Raw genomic sequence first — 15,167 nt, 5'->3', positions numbered from 1 at the left:
AAACGTTTACGCACACAGGATTTCGCTCCATGCACGCCAAGACGATCAAGCGCCTCTCCCTCGCCCTCGGCCTCCTCTTCGCCTGCGCCGCGCCCGTGGCGATGGCACAGAAGGACGCCCCGAAGCCGAAGCCGACGAGCGCTGCGCGGATCCGCGACATCCATCCGGTATCCCCGATGATCGCGGACCTCGAGAAGCGCACCTTCCAGTGGTTCTGGGACAGCGGCAATCCGTCCAACGGCCTCGTGCCCGACCACTACCCGACGAACTCCTTCGCGTCGATCGCCTCGGTGGGCTTTGGTCTCACGGCGTACGGTGTGGGTGTGGAACGCGGCTTCATCACGCGCGACCAAGCGGTCGAGCGAACACTCGCCACGTTGCGCTTCTTCCACGACGCGCCGCAGAACGAGTCCGAGGACGACGCCACCGGCTACCGGGGCTTCTTCTACCACTTCCTCAACATGGAAACCGGCAAGCGCCACGACCGCTGGGTGGAGCTCTCCACGGTCGACACGACGCTGCTTCTTGGCGGCGTGCTGTTCGCGCAGAGCTATTACGACCGCGACGATGCGAAGGAACAGGAGATCCGCCAACTCGCCGACGACATCTATCGCCGCGTGGACTGGGCCTGGGCTCAGAACCACAAGCCGCTCATCAGCATGGGCTGGACCCCCGGCGGGAAGTTCATCCCGCACGACTGGGCCGGCTACAACGAAGGCATGCTGGTTTACATCCTCGCGCTCGGCTCTCCCACGCACGCCGTGGAGGACGACGCCTGGCCGGCCTGGACGAAGACGTACGAGAAGACCTGGGGCGAGTTCCACGGCCAGACCTTCCTCAACTTCGCGCCGCTGTTCGGCCATCAGTTCACTCATACCTGGGTCGATTTTCGCGGCATCCGCGACGACTGGAACCGATCGCACGGCCTCGACTATTTCGAGAACAGCCGCCGCGCCACGTACTCGCAGCAGGCCTATGCCATCGCCAATCCTGGCGGTTGGAAGGGCTATGGCAAGAACATCTGGGGCCTCAGCGCCAGCAACGGTCCGGGCGGCCTGATCGTCAAGCAGGGCGACAAGGAACGCACGTTCTACGGCTATACCGCGCGCGGCGCGGGCCGCGACTACATCTCCGACGACGGCACCATCGTGCCAATGGCCGCCGGCGGGTCCATCGCCTTCGCGCCGGAGATCGTCATCCCGGCGCTGGAGGAAATGAAGAAGAAGTACGGCCAGACCATCTATACGAAGTACGGCTTCGTCGACGCCTTCAACCAGAGCTTCGACACGCGCACCGAGCTGCGTACGGGACGTCTCGTACCAGGCTTTGGCTGGGCCGACACCGTCCACCTCGGCATCGACCAGGGTCCGATCGTGCTGATGATCGAGAACTACCGCAGCGAGTTCGTCTGGAACGTGATGAAGAAGAACCCGTACATCCGCAAGGGCCTCGAGCGCGCCGGCTTCACCGGCGGCTGGCTCGATGCCGACACGGCAACCAGCCTGTGGTGAAGCGTGGCGCCCGCGGCCTGCTGACGGCACTCGCGCTGGTCGCCTGCGCGGGGCTGGCCAGTTGCGGGAAGCCGGAAGAGGGCACGCGCACGCTGCAGTTCTGGACCATCGGACGGGAAGGCGAGGCGGTGGCGCAGTTGCTGCCGGATTTCGAGCGCGAGCACCCGGGCCTGCACGTCGCCGTGCAGCAGCTGCCCCTGACCGCGGCGCACCAGAAGCTGCTCACGGCTTACGCCGGCGACTCGACGCCGGACATCACGCAGCTCGGGAATACGTGGATACCGGAGATGGTCGCGCTCGGCGCGCTCGAGCCGCTCGATGCGCGCGTGGCCGCGTCGAAGGTGGTCGACCGGTCCGATTACTTCCCCGCCATCTGGTCCACCAACGTCATCGACGGCACGCTCTATGGCGTGCCGTGGTACGTGGACACGCGCCTGTTGTTCTACCGGAAGGACCTTCTGGCGAAGGTCGGCTACGACCATCCGCCGCGCGACTGGGCGGAATGGCAGGCGATGATGGCGAAGCTGTCGCAACCGCCCGGCAAGACCTATGGCGCGCTGCTACCGACCAACGAATTCGAACAACTCCTGGCGCTCGCGCTGCAACAGGACGACCCGCTGCTGCGTGACGATGGCCGCTACGGCAACTTCCGCAGCGCGGGATTCAAGAAAGCGCTGGCGTTCTACGTGTCCATCTTCAAGGACCGCCAGGCACCGATTATGACCAACGTCGGCATCGGCAATCCATGGGCGGCCTTCGGCCAGGGCTTCTTCACGTTCTATCTCTCCGGCCCCTGGAACATCGGCGAGTTCCGCAAGCGCCTGCCACCGGAACAGCAGAACGACTGGGGCACCACGCCGCTACCGGGCCCCAACGGTCCAGGCGCATCGAACGCCGGCGGCTCCAGCCTCGTGATCTATCGCAGCTCAAAGCATAAAGACGATGCGTGGGCGCTCGTGGAGTTCCTGTCGCGACCCAAAATCCAGGACCGCTTCTACCGGATCCTCGGCGACATGCCGCCGCGCCGATCGTCATGGCTGTCGCCTGCGTTGAGCGGCGACGACAAGGCCGTCGCCTTTCGGGACCAACTGGAACGCGTGAAGCCGACGCCCCCGGTGGCCGAGTGGGAACGGATCGTCACGGAGATGCAGCTGGTGGCGGCGCAGGCCGCCCATGGCGACCTCACCATCGACCAGGCCGCGGCGGAGATGGATCGGCGCGCGGATCGTCTCCTCGAGAAGCGCCGCTGGATGCTCGACCACGGCCACAAGGCTTCGCCATGAACACATCCCGTGCCGCCTGGTGGTTCATCACCCCCGCGCTGATCGTCCTCGGTTTGTTTTTCCTCCTACCCGTGGCGGCGGCGCTGGTGCTTTCGCTCACTGACTACGACCTGTATGCGCTAGCCGATATCCGTAACCTGCGCTTCGTCGCCTTACAGAACTATTGGGCGCTGCTGCAACGGCCGCTGTTCTGGTCGGCACTGGGCCACACCGTGTACTTCGTCGTGGTCGGCGTACCTCTGTCCATGATCGCCTCGCTAGGCGCCGCGATGCTGCTCAACTCGCCGCTGGCGCGCTTCAAGGCGTTCTTCCGCACGGCCCTCTTCGCACCGGTGGTGACGACCGTCGTGGCGGTGGCCGTGATCTGGCGCTACCTCTTCAATACCAAGTACGGCCTGGTGAACTACGTCTTCGACGCGGTGGGCATCCCGACGGTGGACTGGCTGGGCGATCCGCACTGGGCGATGCCGACGATCATCCTCTTCGCCGTATGGAAGAACTTCGGCTACAACATGATCATCTTCATGGCCGGGCTCCAGGCCATCCCGGGCGACCTCTACGAAGCCGCGCGCATCGACGGCGCGTCGGCGGTCGCGCAGTTCCGCCATATCACGCTGCCGATGCTGAAGCCGACGATGGTGATGGTCAGCATCCTCACGGTGTCCGGCTACTTCCAACTCTTCGCGGAGCCGTACGTGATGACGGAGGGCGGACCGCTGCAAAGCACGACGTCCGTGCTGTACCTGATGTATGAAGAAGGCTTCAAGTGGTGGAACCTCGGATCGGCCTCGGCCGTGGCGTTCATCCTCTTCGTCATCATGTTCGTGGTGACCGCATCGATGCTTCGCTTGTCGAAGCAGGGAGCACCGGCATGAGCCCGCGCACCGCCAAGGCCCTCATCAATGGCCTGCTCATCGGTGGCGCGGCCATTGCGATCGCGCCGCTGCTCTACATGGTGTCGGTCTCTTTCATGCCCCAGGGACAGGCCAGTTCGCTGCCGCCGCCGGTGCTCCCGAGCCATGCCACGCTGGACAACTACCGGCAGCTGTTCATGAACGCCGGCATGGGTCGCTACCTGTTCAACAGCCTGCTGATCTCGACGTCGATCACGCTGGTCTCGCTCGCGTTCAACCTCATGGCCGGCTACGCCTTCGCGAAGCTCGAGTTCAAGGGTCGGCAGCGCATCTTCCAGGTATTGCTCGGTGCGCTGGTGATCCCCGCGCAAGTGGCGATGCTGCCGCTGTTCCTGCTGTTGAAGTACATGGGGCTGGTGAATACGTATGGTGCGGTGATCGTGCCGGCGCTGGCCACGATCTTCGGTATCTTCCTCGTACGCCAATACGCCAGCGGCATCCCGGATGACCTGATGGAAGCGGCCCGTATCGACGGCGCCGGGGAGTTCCGCATCTTCGCCACCATCGTGATGCCCTTGCTGAAGCCCATCATGGTGACGCTCGCCATCTTCACCTTCCTGGCCGCGTGGAACGACTTCATGTGGCCGTTGATCGCTCTGACCGGGCAGGAGCACTACACCTTGCCCATCGCGCTCGCCTCGTTATCGCGCGAGCACGTGCAGGACAGCGAATTGATGATGGCCGGTTCGGTCGTCACGATCCTGCCGGTCCTGGTGTTGTTCCTCGCCTTGCAGCGCTATTACCTCGAAGGCTTGCTGCTGGGCAGCGTCAAGGGTTAAGCACGATGAAGAGCCCTCTTAGGAACATGTCCCTCTGCGGACTCTGTTTCATGGCATGCCTCGTGTCGCCCGGCGCACGAGCCGGGGTCCTCGACAGCTTCGACAAGGCCACCGGCTGGCAGGCGACCCACACGGACGACGTCTCCGCGCAGCTTCGCGTGGTGCCTGGAAAGACGGGGCAGGCCATCTGCCTCGCCTACGACTTCAACGGCGTGTCCGGCGCGGCGTCGATCCGCAAGACCCTACCGGTGGACTTCCCCGGTGGCTTCGCCATCAGCTTCGACGTGCGCGGCACGATGCCGCCGAACACCTTGCAGCTCAAGTTCATCGACGACAGTGGCGACAACGTGTGGTGGTACACGAAGCCAGCTTTCGAGCCGTCGGATACATGGCGGACGATTGAGGCGACGAGCCGGCAGGTCGAGTTTGCCTGGGGGCCCATCAAGGATCGAACCTTGCGCCACACGCGCGAGATCGAGTTCGTGATCTACAAGGAAGCGCCAGCGCGCTTTCCACCGCCGCAGAACAAGGGTGAGGTGTGCTTCGACAACCTGCGGCTTGTCGCGCAGGAACCCGAGGCGGTGCCCCCGCCGCCGCCTACGCCGAACGCCGTCTTCGAATCCCGTGCGAAGCAGGTTCGTCGCGGCCTCTATCCGCGCGGGTTCTCTGGCGAACAGTCGTACTGGACGATCGTCGGCGTCGATGGCGGCAGCCGTGATTCGGCCTTGATGTCGGAAGACGGGGCCGTCGAGATCACGCGCGGCGGTTTTTCGATCGAACCGTTCCTCATCGACGGCGGCAAACTCGTCACCTGGGCTGACGTGAAGACGACCCAGTCATTGCGCGATGGCTATCTGCCGCTGCCGTCTGTGCGCTGGCAGGCCGGCGCGCTGGCGCTGACGACGACGGCGTTCGCGCAAGGCGACGCCGGTCGATCACAGCTCGTAATCGGCTACCGGGTTGCGAATGCCGGCGACGCCGCGCGCGACGTGACGCTCGCGCTGGCGGCGCGACCTTTCCAGGTGAATCCCCCCACGCAGTTCCTCAACGCGCCGGGCGGTACGAGCCGCATCGACGACCTGGCATGGGATGGCCGCGCGCTTACCGTCAACGGGACGCGCAAGGTGGTTCCGCTGCAGGCGACCACGCGTTTCGTGGCCAGCGGGAACCAGCCGAAGACGCTGAGTGAGCGACTCGACTCTGGGGAACGTCCCACGGCGAAGGCGCTCCACGACGACGAAGGTTTCGCGCAGGGCGCGCTGCTTTACGACGTGCATGTGCCGGCGCACGGGCACGTCGATCTCGGCGTCGTGGTGCCAGTCGATCCAACGGCGCACCTGGCGGTTGACCACATCGACCCCGGCCGTTGGCTCGCGACGCATGCCGATGCCGTCGCCGCCCTCTGGCGGGACAAGCTGGACCGCGTGAGGATCGAGGTACCACCCACCGGCCAACCCATCGTGGACACGATGAAGAGCGGCATCGCGCAGATCCTCATCTCCCGCGACGGCCCGGCGTTGCAACCCGGCACGCGCTCGTATTCGCGTACGTGGGTGCGCGACGGCGCCATGATGCTGGAGGGCCTGCTGCGCACGGGTCACGAGGATGTCGCTCGCGACTTCATCCGCTGGTATGCGCCTCACCAGTTTTCGAACGGCAAGGTTCCCTGCTGCGTCGATGCGCGCGGCTCCGATCCCGTGCCAGAAAACGACAGCCACGGCGAGTTGGTTTTCAGCGTCGCCGAACTGTGGCGCTACACGCACGACCGCGCGGTGGTGGAGACGCTGTACCCCCATGTGCGCAAGGCGGTGGCCTATATGGATCGGCTTCGCGCCAGCGAGCGCCAGCCCTCGCGGCTCGACGGAACCGACCGCGCGCTCTATGGCCTGATGCCGGCATCGATCAGTCACGAGGGGTATTCGGCCAAGCCGATGCATTCGTACTGGGACGATTTCTGGGCGTTGAAGGGCTACGACGACGCGGTGGAACTGGCCAAGGTCCTCGGAAAGAACGACGCCGCGCGCTACACCGCGTCGCGCGACCAGTTCCGGGCGGACGTGCATGCATCGATCGCGGCGGCCGTGAAAGCCAAGGGCATCGACTTCATTCCGGGCTCGGCGGAACTCGGCGACTTCGATGCGACGTCGACGACGATCGCGTTGTCGCCGGGAGGAGAACAGTCGCGCCTGCCGAAGGACCTGCTCGACCGCACCTTCGAGAAGTACTGGGAGGGTTTCGTCGCGCGGCGCGACGGGAAGACGGCCTGGAAGGACTACACGCCGTACGAGATCCGCACGGTGGCGAGTCTCATTCGGCTCGGCTGGCGTGACCGGCTCGACGGCCTGCTCACGTTCTTCTTCGCCGACCGCCGCCCGGCGGCATGGAACCAGTGGGCCGAGGTCGTCGGCCGCGACCCGCGAGAACCGCGGTTCGTCGGCGACATGCCGCATGCGTGGATCGCGTCGGATTACGTTCGTTCGGCGCTCGACATCTTCGCGTACGACCGAGACGCCGACCGCGCATTGGTGGTCGCGGCCGGCGTGCAGCCGTCATGGCTGGAAGGCGAGGGCATCGCGATCCGCGACCTGCGCACGCCTTATGGGCGGTTCGGGTACACGTTGAGGGCGAAGGACGGCATGGCCGAGCTGACAGTCACACAGCCGGTGGCCGCGCCGGGTGGGATCGTTCTCTCGCTTCCATCGGGTGAAGCGAAACTGCCGACGGGTGACACGCACTTGCGCGTGAAGCTGTAACCCGCGAAGCGGGCTCAGTGCGTCGCCACGCGGGTGCGGAGCAGGGCATCGACCGCCTGCTGCCATTCAGCGGAGCCGGGCTGGCTTTGTGGGGCTTCCTGGCCCAGCTTTCGGTTCACGGCCTGGTCCCACTCCGCTGTGCCGGCCTTGGGGCCGTGCCCGTCGTCGCTCACGGCCAGGGTCTTGTCCACCCAGGCATACCACTCGGGCGACCCGAGTGTCGGGTTGGCCGGTGCCGTCTTGCCGGGGGCCGGCGAGGCGGCCGTTGACGCCGCCGCCGGGGTGGCGGAGGGGGCGGTGGGCTCGGAATGCGAGCAGGCCGCGATGATGAACGCAGCCGTCAGCGGAACCACGGTGAGGAAGAAGCGCATGGTCGATCAAGTCCTTTGCTTACAGGGCAATCCTACGAACCCCTTCCCGTCCCCCGCCTAAACGCCCCAGGGAACTTCTTGAATCCGTTCAGCTTCGCGCCGCGATCTCGTCGATGTGGCGGAGCATGTCAGCGGGGTCTTCGAAGACCCGATACGCGCCGGCGCGCTCCAGCTCGTTCTCCCCGTATCCCCCTGAGAGCAGGCCGATGCCGAGTGCCCGGGCGCGCTGGGCGGCGAGCATATCCCAGATGGCGTCGCCGATCACCATGGCATCGCGGATATCCGTGCCCAGGCGCTCGGCTGCGGTGACGAAGAGGTCGGGGTCGGGCTTGGCATGACGGACCTGGTCGCGCGTCACCACCGGCACTTTCGCCGGGTCCACGCCGAGGGCGGCGATGTTATGCGACGCCGTTTCCATCCGTCCGGACGTGGCGATGGCCCAGGGGATCTTGGCGTCCGTCAGCCAGGCGAGCAGTTCGACCGCGCCCGGCAACGGCCGGACGGCCCCTGCCTCGGCAAGCCGGCCGTAGGCCGCCGCATGGTTGCGGCGCAGGCGGTCAATGCGGTCGGGCGTGATCTCGGTACCGGTCTCGCGCAGGAGGATGTCGGTGAACAGGCCACCGCTCATGCCGATCTTGCGATGGATGCGCCACACGGAAAGGTCGATGCCCTCCATGTCGAGCGATTCTTTCCATGCGAGGACGTGCTGGTAGACGCTGTCGACCAGCGTGCCGTCGAGGTCGAAGAGGAAGGCATGTTTTTGTCGGGACATGCCGGTCAGGGTAAGGCGCCCGGGTCGGGTCTGACAACAACCGGGCGCCTTGGCCGACTCAGAACTTGCCGGCGCGGAAGTCCGCGATGGCCTCGTGGATCTGCGCTTGCGTGTTCATGACGAACGGGCCATAGCGTGCCACGGGCTCGGCCAGCGGTCGCCCGGCGACGAACAGGACGCGGGCGGGACGTTCGGCCGCGAAGCTCACCATGTCGCCCTTCGACAGGACGGCCAGTTCGCTGCGCGCCAGCGGCTCGCCTGCCACCGTCGCCGACTCGCCGTCGAACACGTACGCGAAGGCGCTGTGCCCCTCGGGCAGGTCGAGCTCGAAGCGTGCGCCCGCGTCCAGGCCGATATCGAGGTAGACGGGTTCGGTGCTGATGCCGCTGACCGGGCCGGTCGCTCCCGCGATATCGCCGGCAACCACGCGGACGGTAACGCCTTCCGCAGGATGGACCACGGGAATCGCCGCGGGCGGGATGTCCTGGTAACGCGGTTCCACCATCTTGTCCGCGGCGGGCAGGTTCACCCACAGCTGGAAACCCCACATGAGGCCTTCTTCCTGCTGCGGCATCTCCGAATGCAGGATGCCGCGGCCGGCGGTCATCCACTGCACGCTGCCCGGGCCGAGGTCGCCGCGGTTTCCGTGGTTGTCGCCATGGCGCATGCGGCCGGCGAGCATGTAGGTCACTGTTTCGAAGCCACGGTGCGGATGCTCGGGAAAGCCTTCGATGTAATCGTCGGCCTGGTCGGAGCGGAACTCGTCGAGCAGCAGGAACGGGTCCAGCATGTCGAGCGCCGGCTGTCCGATCACGCGCTTGAGCTTCACGCCCGCGCCGTCGGCGGTATCCATGCCGCGGACGCGGCGGGTGATGTGGCGTTGAGTGGTCATGGCAGGCTCCTTGGTTGGAACAAGGATGGCTCCTGACAGGACGCCGGCCAAGACGCGAACGATGAACGATGCGTTCCGGCGATAAGGTCAGTGCACCCAATGGCCCGCGCGGTGCCTCGGCGGGCCTTCCTCGCCCTCTTCGCGAGGGCGGGTAAGGGCCTGGAGCTCCGCTTCGGTCGGTGGGCTTTCGCGCCAGTAGTCGCCGACGGCGTTGAGCACCTCGGGCAGCTGGCCCAGGCACTCGTCGTATTCCTCGTCGGTGAGCTTTTCGAATTCGGCGTCGGCCTGGAGCACGCCTTCGTCCACCGCGAGGGCCATGATCGGGCCGAGCAGCTGCATCAGGGTCGGGTCTTCCGCCAGCCGGTTTTCCCAGACCTGCGCGCGCATGTCGATGCCCCGGCTGAAGCCTTCGCACCAGCCGGCCGCCGAGAGCAGCGGGCCTTCCTCGGTATCCACCTCGCCGAGTATCGGCTCATAGGCGTCCACGTCGAGTTCCGCGCTGATCGAATCGTTGAGCTTGGCCAGCAAGGCGAGCACGCGATTGCCTTCGTTCTCGTCGTCGAAGGCATCGTGCAGCACTTCGTGCAGCCATTCCTCGGGCTTGACCTCGAGCGGACCGATGGCGACCGCGGAGAGCAGTCCGTGCACGCCGTCGAGCATGAGGTCGCCCTCGGACCCGTGCGCGCGCAGGTAGGTGTCGAGTTCTTCGAGTTCCTTGTCGTCGAGGGAACTCGGCCATTCGGACTTCGGTGTATTCAAAGGTTCAACTCCAACGCGACGGGCGCGTGGTCGGACGGCTGTTCCCACTTGCGCGGTGCCTTGTCGATGATCGACGAGGTCGCCACGGATTTGAGCGCATCGCTGATCAAGATGAGGTCGATCCGCAGGCCCATGTTGCGACGGAAGGCGGCCTGACGATAGTCCCACCAGCTGAAAAGACCGGCATCTTCGGTGAAAAGACGGAAACTGTCATGAAGACCGACATCGAGCAGTGCCTGCAGGGCCGCGCGCTCCGGCGGCGAGCAGAAGATGTCCTCGCCCCAGGCCACCGGGTCGTACACGTCGCGGTCGTCGCGACAGATGTTGAAGTCGCCCAGCACCACCAGCTTCGGGTGGCGTGCGATCTCGCCCGCCAGGAAGTCGCGCACCTTCGCTAGCCAGTGCAGTTTGTACGTGTACTTCTCGTCGCCGATGGCCTTGCCGTTCACCACGTAGAGGTTCACGACGCGAATGTCGCCGACCGTCGCGGCGAGGATGCGACGCTGCGGATCGTCCAGGCCGTCGATGTCGGTGACGACGTCGACGGGTTCCTCGCGCGCGAGGATGGCGACGCCGTTATAGGTCTTCTGTCCGGAGAACACGGCGCGGTAGCCCATGGCCGCGATTTCGTCGACGGGAAATTTCTCGTCGACGATCTTCGTTTCCTGCAGGGCGAGGATGTCCGGCTGCGCCTCCGCCAGCCATTGCTGGAGGTGGGGCAACCGGACCTTGAGGGAGTTGACGTTCCATGACGCGATCTTCATCGCGCCATTGTAAAGGACAGTCAGGCCAGCCCGTAGCTCTTCAGGAGGGCGTCCGGGCGCGGTTCGCGACCCCGGAAGGCCTTGAACGACTCCAGGGCGGGTCGGGTGGCGCCGACCGCGAGCACTTCCTTGCGGAACCGTTCGCCCGTGGCACGGTCGAGCACGCCCCCCTCTTCGAAGGCCTCGAAGGCGTCGGCCGAAAGGACCTCCGCCCAGAGGTAACTGTAGTAACCGGCCGAATAACCACCGGCGAAGATGTGCGTGAAGGCGTGCGGGAAGCGCTGCCAGGCCGGCGGATGGAGCACCGCCACCTCGCGGCGGACCTCTTCCAGCACGTCGAGCGCCCGCGCGCCCTTTGCCGGGTCGTATTCGAGGTGCAGGCGAAAGTCGAACAGGGCGAACTCGAGCTGGCGCACCAGGAACAGGCCCGCGTGGAAGTGCCGGGCGTCGACCATGCGCTGGTAAAGGTCGTCGGGCAGGGGCTCGCCCGTCACGTAGTGCTTCGCGAAGGATCGCAGCGCCTCACGGTCCCAGGCGAAGTTCTCCATGAACTGACTGGGCAGCTCCACCGCGTCCCATTCCACGCCATCGATGCCGCCGACGGAAGGAATGTCCACCTCGGTCAACATGTGATGCAGGCCGTGGCCGAATTCGTGGAACAGGGTGAGCACGTCGTCATGCGTGAGCAGCGCCGGCATGCCTTCGGTCGGCGGCGGGAAGTTGCAGGTGAGGAAGGCTACCGGCAGCTGCACCCGTTCACCGTCCCGGAACCGTGCCGCGCACACATCCATCCATGCGCCGCCGCGCTTGCCGGAGCGCGCGTAGAGATCGAGGTACGCACCGGCGAAGACGGTGCCGTCGGCGTCGATCAGGTCGTAGTAGGTCACTTCCTTGTGCCATGTATCGACGTCCTCGCGCGGGGCGAAACGGATGCCGTACAGCCGCTCGACCACCATGAGCAGGCCGTCGATCGCGGCGGACGCCGGGAAGTACGGCTTGATCTGTTCCTCGTCGATCGCATAGCGACGCTGGCGCAGGCGCTCGGCCGCGAAAGCGATGTCCCACGGCTCGAGGTTGTCGATCTTCAGTTCGTCCGTGGCGAAACGGCGCAGCTCGTCCAGCTCCTTGCGCGCGACGGGCTTGGCGCGGGCGGCGAGGTCGCGAAGGAAAGTGAGGACGACGTCTGGCGACGTGGCCATCTTCGTCGCCAGGGATTCTTCCGCGGCGTTGGCGAAGCCGAGCAGCTGCGCGGCCTCGTGGCGGAGCGCGACGATCTTCTCGATGCGCTCCGAGTTGTCGAATTTGCCCTTCGAGGGCCCCTGGTCCGATGCGCGCGTCTGATAGGCGTAATAGACGGCTTCGCGCAGCTCGCGTTTTTCCGCGTACGTCAGCACGGCCTGCACGCTGGGTTGCTTCAGCGTGACCAGGAAGCCGTCGAGGTTCGCCTCGCGCGCGTACTCGCGCAGCACGGCACGGCTGGAAACGGGAATGCCGGCGAGGTCGCGTTCGTCGGTGATGTGCTGGTGCCACGCCTCGGTCGCATCCAGCACCGCATTGGAAAACTCGGTGGTCAGGCGGGAAAGCTCCACGCCGATCTCGCGGAAGCGGCTGCGTGCCGGCTCCTCCAGCGCCACGCCGGACAGGCGGAAGTCGCGCAGCGCATGGTCGACGGCGGCGCGGGCCGCCACCGGGAGCGTGGCGAAATCGTCACGATCCGCGACGGCCTGCACGGCGGCGTAAAGATCGCGGTTCTGGCCGATTTCCAGGCCGAGGTCGGTGAGCTTTTCTTCGGCGTCGCCGTGCGCCTTGCGCAGGGCTTCGGAGTCGGCGACGGAATGCAAGTGGCTGACCGGTGCCCAGGCGCGGGACAGCGTCTGGTCGAGGCGCTCCTGGGTGAGCATCACGTGCTCGAAATCGCGCACGCCGTCGGGCGCGGCGATCCGCTCGATGGCGGACCGCTGCTCCGCCACGAGCGCGTCGATGGCCGGCTCCACGTGCTCCGGCCGGATGGCCGAAAAGGCGGGCAGGCCATGGGGGTCGAGCAAGGGGTTGGTTGGGGTATCCATGGGCGATCTCCTGTCAGGCGACCAGCGTGGTGCCCCCGCGAGGCCAAATCAAGCGGGGGGATGTCGAGACATCGCCTACCCCTGGGCCAGGTAGTCGTCCTTCAGGCGAACGTAGTTGGCGGCCGAGTAGTAAAGCTGTTCGACCTGGCTATCGCTGAGCACGCGGACCATCCGGGCGGGGTTGCCGAGCCAGAGTTCCCGCTCGCCGACGACCTTGCCGGGGGAAACCACCGCGCCCGCGCCGATGAAGCCGTTCTTCCGGACCACGACCCCATCGAGCACCGTGGCGTGCATGCCGATAAGGCAACCGTCCTCGATGGTGCAGGCGTGAATAACCGCACCGTGGCCGATGGTGACGTCGGCCCCGATGATCGTGGGAAAGCCGCCGGGGGTATAGGGACCGTCGTGGGTCACGTGGACGATGGCGCCGTCCTGGATGTTGCTGCGGGCCCCGACACGGATGTGGTGGACGTCGCCGCGGAGGACCGCGCCGGGCCAGATCGAGGCGTCGTCGGCCAATTCCACATCACCGATGACCGTCGCGGCCGGATCGACGTAAACGCGGGCGCCCAGGCGCGGGAAGATGCCCTTGAAGGGCCGGAGCGAAGTAGACATGGCGGGCATTGTAAGCGCTCGCGTGGCGGAGGGACGCCCTGCCCGGCGTCCCCGGTGACTTACTGGAAGTGACCGCCGGCGATGCGGCCGAAGGTGTCCACCTCGGCGAAGTAGCGGCTGTTGTCGCTGCGCAGTTCACGAGTGGTGAGATCGCCCGGAAGGACGAGCTGCACGCAGGCATAGGCGGCACGGAACTCGGCGACCGTCGGAAGTCCGGCGATGAACGCGCCGAACGCGGCGAGGTCGGTCACGCCGCAGCTGCCGGTGGCGCTCAGGGAGCCGTTGCCGCCCTGGAAGCCACCGCTCTGGCCGTTACCGCCCTGGGAACCACCGCTCTGGCCGTTACCGCCCTGGAAGCCGCCACCCTGGCCGTTACCGCCTTGCAGGCCACCACCCGCCTGTGCAGCGGCTGCCAGCGGGGCGGCAACGAGGAAAGCGAGGACGGCAGTGCGAATCATTTTTTCCATCATGGTGGAGCTCCTTGAGTGTCAGGGTTCGACCGCGACGTGCGGTGCGATACCCACGACAAGCGTGGCCGACAGGAGCCCGCCGTTACCTGAATCCGGACCGTCCTTCCGCCGACGCGACGTGTCGGCCGATGCCGCGCCTCACATGAACGAGCCGCCGACGATCCGGCCTTCGGCATCCATCTTGGGAAAGTAACGGCTGTTGTTTTGCCGCATTTCCCGCGTGGTCATCATGTCGGGCGTCACGAGCATCACGTCGGGATACGTAGCCCGGAATTGCTCGGGCGTCGGCCGCGTGGCGATGAAGGCCTCGAAGGCCCGGGTGTCGGTGACGAAGCCCGCGACCGGCTTCGGATGGGTGGCTGGCGCGGTCTGGCAGGCGCTCAGGGCCGCGCCGCCGAGGGCGATGAGGAAAAAGATCGGGGTGAGGCGATTCATAGGGAGGCTCCGTGCCGTTGGGGTGCCGCGATTATCCCCAGCCCGCCTGGCACGCGACATGAACCGGTTCGCGAAGCCGGTCATCCGTTCCGGTGGCGCATGGCCTCGGCGCGGGCCTCGTCCTCCGCCGTGACCACCTGCTGTTGGGCATCGAGTTTGGCGCCGAGGATGATCAGCGTGTAGTTGGTCGGGTCATAGTCGCGCAGGAGCGCGATTTCCCGGCGTGCCTCTTCCAGTTCCCTGCGGTTGATCAGCCGCTCGATCTCCTGCGCCGCAAACGGCAGCGTCTCGCGCAGTGCATCCTGCGCCGTCGCATTGTTCGCATCCAGTTGGATCACGCTGAGGTAGTACTCGTAGGCGTTATTGCCTTGCGGCGCCACGAGGCGCCCTTCACGCGTCGCTTCACGCGCCAGCCCGAGCAGGATGTCGACGCCGCTCGACCCGGACTCGTCGCTGGGAGATGACGTCATCGCGCCATCGGCCATGGCGACGGTCGCGGAGTGACGTCCGTGCAGCGCGGTGAACGTCCCGATCGACAAAACGGCGATGGCGGCTGCAACGAGGACAGCCGCGCGTCGGGGAGGCGCGGCGAGGGCTAGCTTGGACATGGGGGACATCCGGGGGAGCGCCCGCAACCAGGCAGGCCCCCTGTCGGCCGGCCCCGGCGGGCGCGCCATCTTCCCGCCCGATTGTTGCAGTTCCGTGGCGGTCCATTCGCAGGAACTTCCGAAGACATGGCATGACGAGGTTCATATTTGTTCTCTGGCAGGACGTTTAGACGTC

General features: G+C 66.2%; 14 protein-coding genes and 1 pseudogene. 5 read left to right on the top strand and 10 right to left on the bottom strand.

Translation table 11 applies throughout. The features are described 5' to 3' along the window. Positions 1 to 29: 29 nt before the first annotated feature. The 5 genes and pseudogenes from ACQKIE_RS08900 to ACQKIE_RS08880 all read left to right on the top strand — a co-directional run. Positions 30 to 1,511 carry a glucoamylase family protein gene (locus ACQKIE_RS08900; RefSeq protein WP_427458046.1) on the top strand — a complete coding sequence of 494 codons (1,482 nt, stop codon included), beginning with the start codon at positions 30 to 32 and terminating at the stop codon, positions 1,509 to 1,511. Further along, positions 1,508 to 2,794 carry a sugar ABC transporter substrate-binding protein gene (locus ACQKIE_RS08895; protein WP_427458044.1) on the top strand — a complete coding sequence of 429 codons (1,287 nt, stop codon included), beginning with the start codon at positions 1,508 to 1,510 and terminating at the stop codon, positions 2,792 to 2,794. Before ACQKIE_RS08900 ends, ACQKIE_RS08895 begins: the two co-directional genes overlap by 4 nt. Then, positions 2,791 to 3,669, top strand: coding sequence for a carbohydrate ABC transporter permease (locus ACQKIE_RS08890; protein ID WP_427458042.1), 879 nt, complete (start codon positions 2,791 to 2,793; stop codon positions 3,667 to 3,669). Before ACQKIE_RS08895 ends, ACQKIE_RS08890 begins: the two co-directional genes overlap by 4 nt. Continuing rightward, the gene (locus tag ACQKIE_RS08885; RefSeq protein ID WP_427458039.1) at positions 3,666 to 4,487 is read left to right on the top strand and encodes a carbohydrate ABC transporter permease; all 822 of its coding nucleotides are present in this window, start codon (positions 3,666 to 3,668) and stop codon (positions 4,485 to 4,487) included. Before ACQKIE_RS08890 ends, ACQKIE_RS08885 begins: the two co-directional genes overlap by 4 nt. A gap of 50 nt (positions 4,488 to 4,537) precedes the next feature. Beyond that, positions 4,538 to 7,186: pseudogene (locus ACQKIE_RS08880) on the top strand (discoidin domain-containing protein); the annotation flags it as partial. 68 nt (positions 7,187 to 7,254) lie between these two features. Here ACQKIE_RS08880 and ACQKIE_RS08875 read toward each other — a convergent pair. The 10 genes from ACQKIE_RS08875 to ACQKIE_RS08830 form a co-directional block, all read right to left on the bottom strand. Beyond that, on the bottom strand, positions 7,255 to 7,611 hold the full coding sequence (locus tag ACQKIE_RS08875; RefSeq protein WP_427458037.1) for a hypothetical protein: 357 nt from the start codon (positions 7,609 to 7,611) through the stop codon (positions 7,255 to 7,257). Between the two features lie 88 nt (positions 7,612 to 7,699). Continuing rightward, the gene (locus tag ACQKIE_RS08870; RefSeq protein WP_427458035.1) at positions 7,700 to 8,383 is read right to left on the bottom strand and encodes an HAD family hydrolase; all 684 of its coding nucleotides are present in this window, start codon (positions 8,381 to 8,383) and stop codon (positions 7,700 to 7,702) included. A gap of 58 nt (positions 8,384 to 8,441) precedes the next feature. Further along, positions 8,442 to 9,275 carry a pirin family protein gene (locus ACQKIE_RS08865; RefSeq protein WP_427458033.1) on the bottom strand — a complete coding sequence of 278 codons (834 nt, stop codon included), beginning with the start codon at positions 9,273 to 9,275 and terminating at the stop codon, positions 8,442 to 8,444. Between the two features lie 87 nt (positions 9,276 to 9,362). Then, complete coding sequence (locus ACQKIE_RS08860) at positions 9,363 to 10,034, bottom strand: YecA family protein (protein WP_427458031.1); 672 nt, start codon at positions 10,032 to 10,034, stop codon at positions 9,363 to 9,365. Further along, entirely contained in the window at positions 10,031 to 10,798 is a 768-nt protein-coding gene (gene xth / locus ACQKIE_RS08855) for an exodeoxyribonuclease III (protein ID WP_427458029.1), read from the bottom strand. Before xth ends, ACQKIE_RS08860 begins: the two co-directional genes overlap by 4 nt. Before the next feature lie 20 nt (positions 10,799 to 10,818). After that, positions 10,819 to 12,864 (bottom strand): M3 family metallopeptidase, encoded by a 2,046-nt coding sequence (locus tag ACQKIE_RS08850; RefSeq protein WP_427458027.1) that lies wholly within the window; start codon positions 12,862 to 12,864, stop codon positions 10,819 to 10,821. A 75-nt stretch (positions 12,865 to 12,939) separates the two neighbouring features. Further along, positions 12,940 to 13,479, bottom strand: coding sequence for a gamma carbonic anhydrase family protein (locus tag ACQKIE_RS08845; protein ID WP_427458025.1), 540 nt, complete (start codon positions 13,477 to 13,479; stop codon positions 12,940 to 12,942). A 59-nt stretch (positions 13,480 to 13,538) separates the two neighbouring features. Further along, on the bottom strand, positions 13,539 to 13,949 hold the full coding sequence (locus ACQKIE_RS08840) for a hypothetical protein (RefSeq protein WP_427458023.1): 411 nt from the start codon (positions 13,947 to 13,949) through the stop codon (positions 13,539 to 13,541). 138 nt (positions 13,950 to 14,087) lie between these two features. Then, a complete protein-coding gene (locus ACQKIE_RS08835) occupies positions 14,088 to 14,384 on the bottom strand; it encodes a hypothetical protein (protein ID WP_427458021.1) in 297 nt (98 codons plus the stop codon). 80 nt (positions 14,385 to 14,464) lie between these two features. Further along, positions 14,465 to 14,992, bottom strand: a complete 528-nt coding sequence (locus tag ACQKIE_RS08830) for an energy transducer TonB (RefSeq protein ID WP_427458019.1) — start codon at positions 14,990 to 14,992, stop codon at positions 14,465 to 14,467. Positions 14,993 to 15,167 lie beyond the last annotated feature (175 nt).

It is taken from the genome of Luteibacter sp. NPDC031894, assembly GCF_050273135.1.
Taxonomy (GTDB): domain Bacteria; phylum Pseudomonadota; class Gammaproteobacteria; order Xanthomonadales; family Rhodanobacteraceae; genus Luteibacter.
The sequence above is the reverse complement of the archived record's forward strand: the minus strand, read 5'-3'. Positions and strand labels throughout refer to the sequence as shown.